The sequence below is a fragment of the Streptomyces sp. 7N604 genome (assembly GCF_052245475.1).
Taxonomy (GTDB): domain Bacteria; phylum Actinomycetota; class Actinomycetes; order Streptomycetales; family Streptomycetaceae; genus Streptomyces.
This window is the reverse complement of record NZ_JBQQBX010000011.1, coordinates 31946-44710: the sequence shown is the minus strand read 5'-3', so window position 1 is coordinate 44710 and position 12765 is coordinate 31946. Positions and strand designations below refer to the sequence as shown.

General features: G+C 69.7%; 9 protein-coding genes and 5 pseudogenes. 8 read left to right on the top strand and 6 right to left on the bottom strand.

Translation table 11 applies throughout. The features are described 5' to 3' along the window. Window positions 1-19: 19 nt before the first annotated feature. A pseudogene (locus ACTWP8_RS13820) lies at window positions 20-205 on the top strand (BBE domain-containing protein); the annotation flags it as partial. Window positions 206-266: 61 nt separating this feature from the next. Here ACTWP8_RS13820 and ACTWP8_RS13815 read toward each other — a convergent pair. Next, the gene (locus ACTWP8_RS13815; RefSeq protein WP_443322436.1) at window positions 267-1091 is read right to left on the bottom strand and encodes a maleylpyruvate isomerase family mycothiol-dependent enzyme; all 825 of its coding nucleotides are present in this window, start codon (window positions 1089-1091) and stop codon (window positions 267-269) included. 159 nt (window positions 1092-1250) lie between these two features. Between ACTWP8_RS13815 and ACTWP8_RS13810 the strand changes: the two genes are divergently transcribed. Then, window positions 1251-2057 (top strand): carbon-nitrogen family hydrolase, encoded by an 807-nt coding sequence (locus ACTWP8_RS13810; RefSeq protein WP_443322435.1) that lies wholly within the window; start codon window positions 1251-1253, stop codon window positions 2055-2057. A gap of 22 nt (window positions 2058-2079) precedes the next feature. Here the strand turns inward: ACTWP8_RS13810 and ACTWP8_RS13805 are convergent, their stop codons facing one another. Continuing rightward, a complete protein-coding gene (locus ACTWP8_RS13805; RefSeq protein WP_443322434.1) occupies window positions 2080-2583 on the bottom strand; it encodes an LURP-one-related/scramblase family protein in 504 nt (167 codons plus the stop codon). 74 nt (window positions 2584-2657) lie between these two features. On the opposite strand from ACTWP8_RS13805, the pseudogene ACTWP8_RS13800 reads away from it, so the two are divergent. Beyond that, window positions 2658-4554 (top strand): annotated as a pseudogene (locus tag ACTWP8_RS13800) (NHL domain-containing thioredoxin family protein). Between the two features lie 261 nt (window positions 4555-4815). Here the strand turns inward: ACTWP8_RS13800 and ACTWP8_RS13795 are convergent. Continuing rightward, window positions 4816-5172, bottom strand: a complete 357-nt coding sequence (locus ACTWP8_RS13795) for a hypothetical protein (protein WP_443322586.1) — start codon at window positions 5170-5172, stop codon at window positions 4816-4818. A 621-nt stretch (window positions 5173-5793) separates the two neighbouring features. Beyond that, window positions 5794-6039 (bottom strand): annotated as a pseudogene (locus tag ACTWP8_RS13790) (helix-turn-helix domain-containing protein); the annotation flags it as partial. Window positions 6040-6283: 244 nt separating this feature from the next. Between ACTWP8_RS13790 and ACTWP8_RS13785 the strand changes: the two are divergent. The 5 genes and pseudogenes from ACTWP8_RS13785 (at window position 6284) to ACTWP8_RS13765 (ending at window position 11542) form a co-directional block, all read left to right on the top strand. Beyond that, window positions 6284-7318 carry a peptidoglycan-binding protein gene (locus ACTWP8_RS13785; RefSeq protein ID WP_443322433.1) on the top strand — a complete coding sequence of 345 codons (1035 nt, stop codon included), beginning with the start codon at window positions 6284-6286 and terminating at the stop codon, window positions 7316-7318. A 220-nt stretch (window positions 7319-7538) separates the two neighbouring features. After that, window positions 7539-8066: a hypothetical protein gene (locus tag ACTWP8_RS13780; RefSeq protein WP_443322432.1), complete on the top strand. Its 528-nt coding sequence runs from the start codon at window positions 7539-7541 to the stop codon at window positions 8064-8066. Window positions 8067-9199: 1133 nt separating this feature from the next. Then, a pseudogene (locus ACTWP8_RS13775) lies at window positions 9200-9340 on the top strand (helix-turn-helix domain-containing protein); the annotation flags it as partial. Between the two features lie 567 nt (window positions 9341-9907). After that, a pseudogene (locus ACTWP8_RS13770) lies at window positions 9908-10564 on the top strand (sensor histidine kinase); the annotation flags it as partial. A 306-nt stretch (window positions 10565-10870) separates the two neighbouring features. Further along, window positions 10871-11542, top strand: a complete 672-nt coding sequence (locus tag ACTWP8_RS13765) for a DUF2690 domain-containing protein (RefSeq protein ID WP_443322431.1) — start codon at window positions 10871-10873, stop codon at window positions 11540-11542. On the opposite strand, the gene ACTWP8_RS13760 is transcribed toward ACTWP8_RS13765, so the two are convergent. Then, window positions 11533-11763: a hypothetical protein gene (locus tag ACTWP8_RS13760; protein ID WP_443316214.1), complete on the bottom strand. Its 231-nt coding sequence runs from the start codon at window positions 11761-11763 to the stop codon at window positions 11533-11535. The genes ACTWP8_RS13765 and ACTWP8_RS13760 overlap by 10 nt on opposite strands. Before the next feature lie 164 nt (window positions 11764-11927). Next, on the bottom strand, window positions 11928-12698 hold the full coding sequence (locus ACTWP8_RS13755; RefSeq protein WP_443322430.1) for a DUF4232 domain-containing protein: 771 nt from the start codon (window positions 12696-12698) through the stop codon (window positions 11928-11930). Between the last annotated feature and the right edge of the window lie 67 nt (window positions 12699-12765).

The window sequence follows — 12765 nt, the reverse complement described above, 5'->3', positions numbered from 1 at the left end:
GAGGCGATCGGCGACTGGGGTGCGCGACTACTCCGCCGCCCTCCGGCCGTACTCCACGGAGGGCGGCTACGTCAACTTCATGGACCACGACGACCAGGACCGCGTCCGCGTCAACTACCGCCAGAACTACGGCCGCCTGCCCGAGGCCGAGCGCAGCTACGACCCCGGCAACCTCTTCCGCCTGAACCACAACATCGCGCCGTGACAGGCCGCCCGGCGGGGCGTCCGGGCAGCGGCGCGGGTCAGGGCGTGGACTACGGCGTGGACTACGGCGTGACGGTGAACTCCTTCAGGATCGCCTGCGCCAGGGCCTGGTCGCCCTCGACCTTCACCCGCTCCATCAGCGCCTCCCGCCTGCCTCGCCCGCAGGCCAGCAGCACATACGCCTCCCAGTCCAGGGTCAGCGTCACCGCCGGGCCCAGCGACGGGCTGCCGTTGACCGACCCCTTCCCTTCGGCGTCCACCCGGACCGTGCGCATGAACTCCAGCGGGCCGTGCACATCGAAGACCACCGCCGAATTCGCGGGCGCGGCCGCGTCCTTGGCGACGACCTCCGGCAGGGCCTCCACCAGGTAGTCGCGGGTGACCAGTGCCCCCGGCGAGTCGAGGTTGCCCGGCTTGCCCAGCGCGCGGCGCAGGTCCTGCTCATGGACCCAGACGTCGAACGCCCGCCACTGCAGGGCCTCTTCGAGGGTCTGCTCGGCACCGAGCGGCCCGCGGATCTTCGTACCGGGATCGCGCGTCTCGTTCCGCAGCTGCCGCGAGCGGCGGATGATCGTGTACTCCAGTTCCGAGGTCATCTCCGGTGCGGTGTGGCACCGCCGTACGTCGACGGGGACCTCCATGTAGCGCTTCTGCTCGTTCGTCACGTGGTAGAGGTCGCGGGGCAGGGTGTGGATCGGGCGCGGATCGCCGAGCATTTCGCAGTCGACGCCGATGACATGGGAGACCACGTCGCGCACCGACCAGCCGGGGCAGTCGGTGGCGTGGTTCCACTCGCCCTCGACGAGCGGTGAAACCAGCTCGGATATCGCCTCGATGGAGTGAGTCCAGGCGTCGATGTAGGGCTGCAGACTTGGATGGACGGTCACGGGACCCCTCGGGCGGTTGGACGCGGGCTGGGTGCTCGAGCCTCTGCTCTGGCAGTTAAGTTACGCTGCGCACGGGCACCCCGGCAGTGCTTTCGGGACTGAATCGTAGGCCCCGTTGCTGGGCGAATCGAACACTCGAATGTCGAGGGTGGTGGTAGTGTGCGCGCCTCGTTGCTCCAGATCGACGTGAACCCCCATGAGTCGGTCGGATCGCGCCGCGAACGCGTGGCCGGGCTCGTCCGCGAGCAGGCCGGTGCCGACCTCGTCGTCCTGCCCGAGCTGTGGCCGGTTGGGGCCTTCGCGTACGAGGACTTCGACGCGAACTCCGAGCCCGCCGAGGACGGCCCGACGGCCCGGGCGATGGGGGCCGCGGCCACCGCGGCGCGGGTCTGGCTGCACGCGGGTTCCGTCGTCGAGCGGGCCGGAGACGGCACCCTCTACAACACCTCCCTGGTCTTCGGCCCCGACGGCGCGCTGCGCCGCACTTACCGCAAGATCCACCGCTTCGGCTTCGACAAGGGCGAGGCCGTGATGATGGGCGGCGGGGACGAGATCGCGACCGTCGAACTCCCGGACGCGGTCGCGGGTCTGGCCACCTGCTACGACCTCCGCTTCCCCGAGATGTTCCGGCAGCTGACGGACGCGGGCGCCACGCTCCTCGTCGTACCGGCCGGGTGGCCCGCCCGCCGCCGCGCGCACTGGACCCTGCTGGCCCGCGCCCGCGCCGTCGAGAACCAGGCGTATGTGCTCGCCTGCTGCTCGGCCGGCACCCACGGCGGGGTCGAGCAGGCCGGGCACAGCCAGGTCGTCGACCCGTGGGGTGAGGTGCTGGCCGAGGCGGGCGAGGCGGAACAGGTGCTGAGCGTCGAGCTGGATCCGGGGAAGGTGGCAGAGACCCGTGAGCAGTTCCCGGTCCTTCGCGACCGCGTCCTGGGCCTGCCGGAGCCGCTCCGCGGCCGGCTCTAGTCGTCCCCTCTGGTCGTCCCCTCTAGTCGTCCCCGCCCACGCCTCGCTCGCGTTCCGCGAGCCGGATCACGCACACCGCGACGGCGATGATCAGCGCCGCGTCCGCGTCCTCCCGCAGGACGTTCACGGCGTATGTGTCCCGCACCCGGAACCACTGCCGGGAGATATGGGCCAGCAGCTCGCCCTCGTACTCGACGGTGAACTCCCGGTCGAGGATCCTGCCGCTCACGTCGAGTTCGGTGCCGTCCACGAGCTCGACGCGGTAGTGGTTCCTGAGCAGCGAGAGGCGCTTCTTCCGGATCACGGCGAGCCTGCCGTCCTCGCGCTCGATCTGCATCGCGTCGCGCAGGCTGAGCATCTTCTTCCGGATGGTGACGAGCACCCGCCCCTGCGGGTCCTTCAGCTCGAAGGTCTCGCGCAGCCGCAGCGCCTTCCCGTCGACGAGGAAGGCCTTGCGGCCCTGCTCGTCCTCGATCCAGTAGTCCTCGCCGATCCCGAAGATCCGATCCCGCACCAGGTATTTCATGGGTGGGGTGTTCCCGTTCCGCCGCCCGGTGACTGCCGGAATAGGCCGTACGCCTGATGTGGTTGGCTTGAACCATGGCTCCACGTGCACGCGTCCGCGCCCCCGAGCTCGTCGGCAAGGGCGGCTGGCTCAACACAGGCGGTAACGATCTCACCCTCGCCGACCTGCGAGGACGCATCGTCATTCTGGACTTTTGGACCTTCTGCTGCATCAACTGCCTGCATGTCCTGGACGAGCTGCGGGAGCTGGAGGAGAAGCACCGCGACACCGTCGTGATCATCGGGGTCCACTCGCCGAAGTTCGTGCACGAGGCCGAGCACCAGGCGGTCGTCGACGCCGTCGAGCGGTACGAGGTGCACCACCCCGTCCTCGACGACCCCGAGCTGGCGACCTGGAAGCAGTACGCGGTCCGGGCGTGGCCGACGCTCGTCGTCATCGACCCCGAGGGGTACGTCGTCGCGCAGCACGCGGGTGAGGGGCATGCCCACGCCATCGGGAAACTCGTCGAGGAGCTGGAGACCGCGCACGCCGCCAAGGGCACGCTGCGACGCGGCGACGGTCCGTACGTGCCGCCGGAGCCGGTGGCGTCCGAACTGCGCTTCCCCGGCAAGGCGCTCGTCCTGCCCGGGGGCACCTTCCTCGTCTCGGACACGACGCGTCACCAGCTGGTGGAGCTCGCGGCGGACGGCGAGACGGTGGTGCGGCGGATCGGGACCGGTGAGCGCGGGCTGGCGGACGGCGGGCCGGAACGGGCACGGTTCAGCGAGCCCCAGGGTCTCGCGCTGCTGCCTGGGGGCACTCCCCCAGCTACCGCTTGGGGTACCCCCACCCGGACGGAGTCTGGGGGAGGCGCGGTCGCCGTCGCCGACACCGTGAACCACGCCCTGCGCTCGTACGACCCCGCCACCGGCGAGGTCACGACGATCGCCGGGACCGGGCTCCAGTGGTGGCAGGGTTCCCCCACCTCAGGGCCGGCCCGGGATGTGAACCTCTCCTCGCCGTGGGATGTGGCGTGGTTCGCCGGCCGGCTGTGGATCGCGATGGCCGGTGTCCACCAGCTGTGGACGTACGACCCGGCGGCGCGGACCGTCGAGGCCGTGGCCGGGACGACGAACGAGGGGCTGGTCGACGGCCCGGCCGCCGAAGCCTGGTTCGCCCAGCCGTCGGGGCTCGCCGCGACGGACGACCGGCTCTGGATCGCCGACTCCGAGACCTCGGCGGTGCGCTGGGTCGAGCGGGACGGCGACGGCTTCGCCGTGCGTACGGCGGTCGGGACCGGCCTCTTCGACTTCGGGCACCGGGACGGGCCCGCCGGGCAGGCGCTCCTCCAGCACCCGCTCGGCGTGACCGCGCTCCCGGACGGCTCCGTCGCCATCAGCGACACGTACAACCACGCCCTGCGCCGCTACGATCCGGCGACCGGCGAGGTGAGCACGCTCGCGACCGATCTGCGCGAGCCGTCGGGCGCCGTGCTCGCCGACGGCGACATCGTCGTGGTCGAGTCCGCACGCCACCGGCTGACCCGGCTGCGGCTGCCGGAGGAGGCCGTACGGGTCGAGGCCGTCGCCCACCGCACGCAGCGTGCCGCGACCGATGTCGCCCCGGGGAAGCTGCGCCTGGACGTGGTCTTCCAGGCGCCCGCGGGGCAGAAGCTCGACGAGCGCTACGGCCCTTCGACCCGGCTGATCGTCAGCGCCTCGCCACCTGAGCTGCTGGCGGACGGCGCGGGCACGGGCACGGACCTGAGCCGCGATCTCGTTCTCGCGGACGGGGCGGTGACGGAGGGCGTGCTGCACGTGTCCGCGATGGCCGCCTCCTGCGACGACACCGCGTCCGACAGCGGCTCCGGCGCGGGGTCGAACGAGTACCCGGCCTGCCATGTGCACCAGCAGGACTGGGGCGTCCCCGGTCCGTATCGCCGACGGCGGCGCGGACCGGCTGCCGCTGGTCCTGGCGGGCCTGGACGCCTGAGCTTGTCGTTTGAGGTCAGCGAAGGCTGGTGACCGGCGGTTCTTCTCACCGATGGTTAAGCGCGCCGGTCAGAGCGTTGCGCCGGACGCCGGGGCATGTCCGCAGCAGATCGAATCGCTCCGGTGGCCGTGGTCGGGTAGTAGATCACGGCCGGCACGGATGACCTCTTCGGTGGCGACGGTGGGGCGTCCGCCGACTCGGCCGCGGGCGCGGACATCTGGACCGACGGTGAGCCGGGCTGTGTGCCCGGTCAGATTGGCGTCAGTACGCGGCCATGCCCGTCGAGTTGTTGGAGCCCTTGAACACAAGCCAGAATTTCGTGCCGTCATCGACGTCATCGGCGACCACAGTCCACTGACCCACGTACGCCGGCGTCCAATCGTTGCAGCTGGCGGTCCGCTCGAAACACACCCTGACCCAACGGCTGTAGTTGGTCTTCACGTTGATGTCCGCGCAAGCCGAAGTAGTGGTGGCGTAGCTGTAGGCGCGCCACGTGGCGACGCCCTGGCTGGCATCGCCGACGGCGGTGTAGTCGCGGGCGCTGCCGTAGCAGGACTGGCCCCTGGAGTCGGTCTTCGGCGCGTCGGCGCTTGCCGGCTCCGTCGTCGCGGCCGTCATCCCTCCCCCCTCGGTAGGCGACCGGTCTGCCTTGGGGGTGGGCGGACGCTCGGCCTCGGGCTTGGCCTCTTCCGGGGCGGTCCCACCACGGTGGGATGGGACGGCCTCGGGGCTGGGCGGGGGACTTGTCCGTTGGGCCGCAGAAGGGCTGGACGGCTGCGGATGGTCGGAGCGTTCGCTGTGAGGACCGAGGAGTTGGCCGTCCGATGCGCTGTCGGACGTTCCCGCCATCTGGAGCCAGCCGCCAGCCACGGTCAGGGCGAGGGCTGCCGGGGCCAGGAGCCACCGGCGCCTGAAAGGAAAGCGGCCTGTGGGCCATATCGTCGCCAGGCGCTGACGGAATGGCGCCGATGCCGGAGCGGCGGGTGAGGCCGGCATGGGTGTGCCGGCTGGTGCCTGGTTCGGTGACGTGCTGTCCGCAGCGGGCGTTCTGGTGGCCGAGGAAGCGTCCTGGGCATCGGCGGGCTCCGGGACCGCAGCTTTCGCAGATGTGGGGTGGCCGCCTGCTGGGGCAGGTGTTGAGGTGCTTTCCGTCTTGGCGGCTACCGGCATGGACGTGGCAGTTGTTCTGCGCCGACGGGCTGCGTCCGCCTGGCCCCACAGCTCGAGAAGGTGCCCGCCATCCAGACCGCGCCGCGCGCATAACGTGGCGAGCGCATCGCGTGGCGGGCACGCGCGGCCGTTGAAGACCCGGTGCCACCCGGCTTTGGAGTAGCCGGTGTCGCGGGCAAACGCCTTCAAGGACAGGTCCCTGCTGCGCCAGATCTCTCTCAGCGCATCACACAGCGCGCGCTCTTCCGGCGCCGGTTCGTCCGGGAGTCCCCACCCTAACCTGCCACTCACGTATCTCTCTCCTTGGCTGATCATGGTGCCGCGCTTCTCAGGTCCGTCTCTTTCTGCAGGTCAGGCTCTGTGAGACGGGGTGAGATGAGATGGAACGCAGCGAGACGGGTTCAGGCTACCGATGGGACGACGGGACGTGGATGGTCGTTTTGGCGAGCGGCGAACAGCTGCCGCCGAATGCATCCGCAACCCCCTCGCCGACAGCGCAGCGGACTTGGCCGCACCTGACGGGAGGGGACTGTGACCGAACGCCTACCGAAAGGCCATCATGTCCATATCGCTCCACGTTCCCCGGCTGGATCAGGCCGGAAGCCTCAGCCGGGACACAGCCAGGGCATCCACCACGGTTCACCGTCTGCTGCTGTTGTTACTCGTCCTGCTCATCGCCCTCTGCGGGCTGCTGCTCGCACCGTCGACAGCCACGGCCGCACCCGCCCTGTCCGTCCAGGCGCTGAGGAATCTCCCCTACCCGTCGTCGCACACCCTGCAGGTGCAATGGAATCTCGCCGGGACGGGATACCTTCCCTGGTCCGGAGTGGACGGCATCACCGGACCGCAGACCCGCGGAGCCGTCCAAGCCTTTCAACGGGACGCCTGCATTGCAGTCGACGGCATTGCCGGGCCGGTGACCGACTCACGTATGGCACGACAGGTGCGCAAGGTGCAGGCGGCGGCCGGTGTCACCAGGGACGGTGCGTACGGCCCCGACACCAAGAGGGCTGTGGAGAGGTACCAGCGCGCCCACGGCCTTGCCGTGGACGGGATCGCCGGGCCCAACACCCTGCGCTCCATGGGCATCAAAGGGAGCATGACGTGCAGCGGAAACGGCTCCGGCTCCAGCTCCGGCTCCGGCTCCGGCTCCGGCCAGAACCCGGCCCCACCGGCACAGGGTTCTACACGACAGAAGATCGTCTCCATCGCTGCCAGCCAGCTCGGAGTCCGCGAAACAGGCTCCAACTGCAACCCCTACGGCTCGTGTGACGCCTGGTGCGCGATGTTCGGCACCTGGGTCTGGCAGAAGGCCGGCGTGAACGTCCCCCACCGCGCCTTCACCGGTGATTGGTTCACCTGGGGCCTGCGCAATGGGCACTCCTCCTGGGGCTACCGCGGGTTGCGCCCCGGCGACGCCGTGATGTACGGCTCCGGACCAGCTAGCACCAGCACCAGCAAACACGTCGATCTCGTGGAGCAGGTGCACGCGAACGGGACCATCACCGTCATCGGCGGCAACGTCTCCGACAAGGTGACCCGGCGCGTCAAGAACCCGGCCACCGCAGGCATCTACGGCTACGTCCGCCCCTGAACACCGAAAGGACTGGCGCCACAGGCTCGACGGCACCAGGACGACGGAGTGGACTGCCGGGCCGCCGGCCCAGCGGTATCCCGTGCACCAAGGCAGGCGATCAACAGCCGCCGTAAACATCCGCCTCCCGCCTCCCATTCAGTGGTGCGACTGCACCGCACTCAGGGAGAACGGGGCCTGACTGGAGGACAAGATCATGCGAAACCCATGGGGATCACACATGCGCAATACCCTGGCCGCGGTAATCGCCGCGATTCTCATCCTTGCCGGTCTCACCGCAGGAACGGCACACGCGAGCACCACGGCGGCGACCCAGGCCGCGGAGACCTGCCGGACCTGGACGTGGAATTACGACATCGAGAACCGCGTCACCGGTATCACCGCGACCAAGGTGCGGCTACCGGTCACGGAGTGCTGGGACGAGACGGGGCTGACCCGCGGGTCCAAGATCTCCATGGACTTCCGCAACACCACGGCCGGAGACTTCTTCTGGGGCGTCGAGGGTGATCCCGGTACGCCGACGGTCAACTACTACGACCCGAGCATGGTGCAGCTAAGCCAGCGCGCCGACTGGAAGGACTGCCTCGCCACCAGCTACTCACCCTTCTGCTATCACCATGTGATCGACTTCGCGGTGACGATGCGACCGAACGAGCCCATCCAGGTGACCGGTGAAATCTACACTGAGGGCTACGGCGGATGGCCGGAGGAAACCGACTGGAAGCTGGTACCCAAGGGGATCTCGTAGTCGGCCTCGATCTCCGCGACGGCCCGCCGGCTCACCGGCGGGCCCTGGTCGTACCGTCGGGCGTCGCTCAGGAGGTGTTTGAGATCTGCTGACCCTCTGGTCGTGATGTCCGAGCCGGGCGCACCATCGGGGTGTGGCGACTGGCGGCGTGGGTGCTGCACCGCATGAGGGAGGCGCGGTCCGGCGATACACCGGACACGACGTTGCTCGACGGCCAGGCCGACTAACGTCCAGCCCTCCCCGCGCGGCGGGAGCCGCACGGCCGGGGCACAGGGAGCAGACGGCCCCGGTGCCACCAGCAGCCGCCGTACGGCCGCCCACCCCCGCGGCGACCAACGACGCCGTGATGCGAAGCGCCGCGGGTCTCTGCCCGCGCGCTGGGGTCGCTGCCCGGCAGCCATCACCTCATCCTGCACCTGCCCCGGCGATGGCCCTGGCAGGACGCCTGGACACGGCTGTTCGACACCGTCCACCGCCCACCCGAACCGGCCTGACGTCCCCGTCCACCCGCCCACCCGGGCCAACCGGGCTGAATTCGTGGAATAGTTGGACAGACCAGCGGATATCCCCTGCCCACGCTGGACCAACGGCCCCGGACACCGCCCGCTCCCCGCCGAACACTTTTCAGCGCCTCGGCGCACTCGGCCTGTGGGACTGAGTGGGGTCTGTCGGCAAGACTGGAGGAGTTGGCGGGGATTGGCTCGCGTCGTCACGGCGCTCCTTCCGGAAGTACAGCCAGACGGGAGTGATAAGTGCCGCGATGGTGACTAGGCCGCCCGCCATCATCATCAGCGTGGTGCGGCTCATGACGGAGCCGATTAGGAAGAGCGTGAGCCCGGCGGTCGTGAACAGTAGCGCGAGGATGAACGCCGCTTCCTCGGCTGGTGACCATCGTGGGCGGGGAGAATGAGACACGGACTCTCCATCTGGATCAGCACGGTGCCCAGTGCGCCGGCTTTGGACTCCTCCACCGTGACCGGGGTGTCTTTGCTGCACTAGCCGCAAGAAAGATCTTGCGAGGGCGCGGCAAGATTCTCGGCAAGAAAGCTAGGGGTGAGGAGTTGTTGCACGTGGAGCAAGAAGCCCGGCGGGGCCGTCGGCTGGGCCGGTTAGACCCGAAGCTGGATGCGTCCATGCATGCTTGGGTGATCAGGCTGCGGGAGTTCTACGACGCCCTTAACATGACGCTGGCGCAGCTTGAGACGGTGCTCGGGACCGATGCCTCCACCTTGTCCCGTTACCTCAATGGCAAGCGCCTTCCCGAGGTGGAGTTTCTCGGCCGCTTGTTCGCTGCGGTCGAACGCAAGACGGGCGCGCAGGTTCGGCCTGAAGTCGCTAGCTCAGTGCGGCAGGTGTATTACGCGGCGTGCCGGGTCCACGACCCCACCCGGCATGAGGTCTATGTCCTCAAAGACCAGCTGGACGAAGCCAGGCGGCAGGCCGAGGCAGCAGAGGAGCAGGTGTGGAGCCTGCGGGCACAGCTGCAGGCTGAGGAGACTCGCCGTGGGCAGGTGGAGGCCGCCCTGCGGCAGTTGCAGGCCCACGCCAGTGACGTCGGCCTCGCAGGCATCAGGATCGAGCTGCAGGAAGCCACGCGCGAACGTGACCAGCTGAAGAAGTTGGTGGCCTTGCACAAGCAGGAACTGGTGCAATCCCTGCAGGACCTCCGCACCATCGAGCATGCTCGCGCACACACGGACAGAGCCTTGAAGGCTGCTGAGGAAAGGCTCAACGCCGAACTCGAACGTCGATGGGCAGCCGAACAGCAAGAACCGATACGTCTCCGGCGGTGGTGGCGTCGAAAGACCCAACCGGAGCCTGCAACCCTTGCACCGACACCAGACCAGGAGGGCCTGAGGAAGGTCCTGAACGACATGTTCGTCAATCTCTCGCGCCGCAGCCAGGTCCTCATCCAGCGCCAGATCACCCTGCTCGAGGAGCTGCAGAGCCGCGAGGATGACCCGGACCAGCTGTCCTCGCTGTTCAAGCTGGACCACCTCGCGACCCGTGTGCGCCGCAACGGCGAGAACCTCCTCGCCCTTGCCGGCGAGGATCCGGTCCGCCGCTGGACCCGCCCGGTCCCGCTGCTCGACGTGCTGCGCGCCGCCGCCGCCGAGGTGGAGCAGTACGAGCGGATCGAGCTGACCGGTGTGCCGTCCACGGGCATCGCGGGACGCGTCGTCACCGACCTCGTGCACCTGCTCGCCGAGCTGCTGGAGAACGCCACCTCCTTCTCCAGTCCGCAGACCCAGGTGAAGGTCTCCGGCCAGGCCCTGCACGACGGCCGGGTACTCATCGAGATCCACGACACCGGCATCGGCCTCTCCCCGGAGGACCTCTCCGAGATCAACGACCGGCTGGCCAACCCCCCGGTAGTGGACGTCTCCGTCTCCGGCCGCATGGGCCTGTTCGTGATCGGCCGTCTGTCCCTACGCCACGGCATCCGCATCCAGCTCCGCCCGTCCTTCTCAGGCGGCATCACCGCACTCGTCATGCTGAACCAGGCGACACTCCAGGTCGACGCCTCCGGCCAGCCATCCGTGTAGTCATGTAGAGCTCAGACACAGCTTCTGAGGCCGGCCGAGGGCCGGAGAGCCCGAGACCGTGACTGCCTGAGGGCAGGGGGGGTGCCCGGGTGCCGCCGCCGGGCTTCGTGCCGGGGGCTTCACCGTCCGAGCACCTCACACATTGACCCAAGCAGGTGGCGTAAGGGGGGAGTTGCCGGGGTACGGCGTTGCCCGCGACCGAGCAGGTCGCAAGCATGGATCACTCCAGGATGTGATGTGGCTCACCCGGGAGGGATCGTGGCTGTGGGCAATGGTGGCACTCCGAACCCGCCGGACCCGCCGGCCCCCGCTCCCTCGCCAGGACCCTCCTCTCCGGGCCGCGGGCAGCGGCTGCGTGCCTGGGTCCGCGGCCACGGGCCGCAGACGCTCGCGGGCGGCCTCATCGTGGCCGTGGCCGCCGCGGCCGCAGGGGCCTTCGTGACCGGGCTCTTCGACAGCGGCGGGGACGAACCGGCAGGGAAGCCTCCCGTGAACGCCGGCCCGAGCCGGCCGGGCGCGGATGGCCCGCTGCGCGACTGCATCGGCGGCGCCTGCCAGGGGCAGGACCCCTCTGAGTTCGGGTGCAACGCCGACGCGCAGGTGCTCGCGGAGCGGACCGAGCCCGTACGCCTGCAGCTCAAGTACAGCCCGACGTGCCGGGCCGCCTGGGGCAGGATCCTGGAGGCCGGGATCGGGGACCAGGTAGTCATCTCCCCCGCAGTCGGCAAGGCGGCCAAGGCCGTCATCTCGTCCGGGCACGACAATTACACGAAGATGGTCGCGGCCGAAGGCCAGTTCAGGCTGACGGCCTGTGCGGAAGCCGACGAATCGAGTGGATCACCGGCCTGGACGCGGTTCTGCGTCGACGCCGGGCCCGAGAAAGTGAGCCAAGCCCCCGTCTCCGGGGCCGCCGAAGCGGCTCACCGGTAGAAGCGGTTGTGGTCCTCGACCTCGACGACCGGCGCGCCGGGGGACGGGGGCTGGACCCGCCGCCGCTTGAGGATGCTCACGTATGCGGCGAGGCCGATGAAGCCGACGGCCATCATGATCAGGCCCGCCAGATCGAGGTTGACTCCGGCCATGTTCCAGTCCGTCGCGAACGTGAGGATGGCCCCCACCGCGATCAGGACGATGCACCCGCCGATACCCATTCTGTCCGCCTCCCGTGATCATTGGTTGTTCCGGGCTGGACCGCTTCCGGGTACCCGGGCCCGGAACGGCCATGCCGCGGCAGGGGAGTTCGAGGCCTGTCGCGCCTTTGTCCGGGTCGCCGGGCCTGCCGCCGGGCCGGTCGCCGGGCCGGGCCACCAGGCGGTCACCAGACGAGGGCGTCCCCCGCACTGTCCAGCCAGTACGTGACCCGGCCGCTGTCGTCGACGTGGACCGAGCCGCCGGGCGCGGGCAGCGTCACCGGGCGGCCCGGGTCCCCGGCAGCGTCCACCTCGGCGAAGGCGACCGCGATTTCGGATGCCTCGCGGCCGTTCGCGCCCGAGCCGTCGGCGGCGGAGAGGCTGATTCCGGCGTAGGCCGTCTCGCCCGGGGCGATGGTGGTGACGGCCTGCGGCTTGCTGTCCTCCACCGCCTTGAGGCCCGCCTTGTCGCCGTCGAAGGTCACATACGGGTGGGCGTACGCGTTGCAGGCCCTCCTGGACGTGTTGGTGGCGGTCAGGATCATGTGGTTGACGGGCCGTTTCATCGCCTGGAGTTGGACCTCGACGTTCGCGGGCGTGCAGGTCGGAACCTTGCCGCCACGACCCTGCCCGGCCGTCGTGCCGGATCCGTCGGCGGAACCGCCGCCCGCCGTGCCTCTCTTACTGCCCTTTCCGGAGCCGGTGCCCGTCCCGGCGGAGCTCCTGGCCGCCCCGGAACCGCCGGACAGCTGCTCCGCGGAGTCCTTGGCGCCGGTGCGCTGCGCGGCCGAGGCGTCGTTCGCGCCGCCGGAGGTCCGCACCCCCGAGCCGGAGTCCCCGCCGCAGGCGGTGAGCGTCAGGGCTGCCGCGGCGGTCAGGCATACGGCGGTGAGGCGCAGCGAGCGGGAACGGCGGGCGGCGGCGGTGGAAGTGGCGCGGGCAGTGGCGTACGGCATGTCAGGTCTCCCCGGACTGAGGGCGGTCGGTGGGTACGGCCTGAACCCTGCCGACGCCCGCTGCCGT